Below are 410 nucleotides of genomic sequence, written 5' to 3'. Positions count from 1 at the left end.
CGGCAAGAGCGACAATGGCGGCTCCGGCAAGAGCGACAATGGCGGCTCCGGCAAGAGCGACAATGGCGGTTCCGGAAAGAGCGACAATGGCGGTTCCGGAAAGAGCGACAACGGTGGTTCCGGCAAGGGCGACAATGGCGGCTCTGGCAAGAGCGACAATGGCGGTTCCGGTAAGAGCGATAACGGTGGCTCCGGTAAGAGCGATAATGGCGGCTCCGGAAAGAGCGACAATGGCGGCTCCGGAAAGAGCGACAATGGCGGCTCTGGCAAGAGCGACAATGGCGGCTCCGGCAAGAGCGACAATGGCGGTTCCGGCAAGAGCGACAATGGCGGCTCTGGCAAGAGCGATAACGGTGGCTCCGGCAAGAGCGACAATGGCGGCTCCGGCAAGAGCGACAATGGCGGCTCCG

The 410-nt window shown here is 62.9% G+C and carries 1 protein-coding gene; it reads left to right on the top strand.

All coding sequences use genetic code 11. From position 1 onward, the window contains the following. Window positions 1-410: dermokine domain-containing protein (locus AF337_RS45350; RefSeq protein WP_244471237.1), on the top strand; the 410-nt coding region annotated here is incomplete at both ends.

Source organism: Rhizobium ecuadorense, from assembly GCF_001187535.1.
Taxonomy (GTDB): Bacteria; Pseudomonadota; Alphaproteobacteria; order Rhizobiales; family Rhizobiaceae; genus Rhizobium; species Rhizobium ecuadorense.
This window is presented reverse-complemented; position numbering and strand designations above follow the sequence as displayed.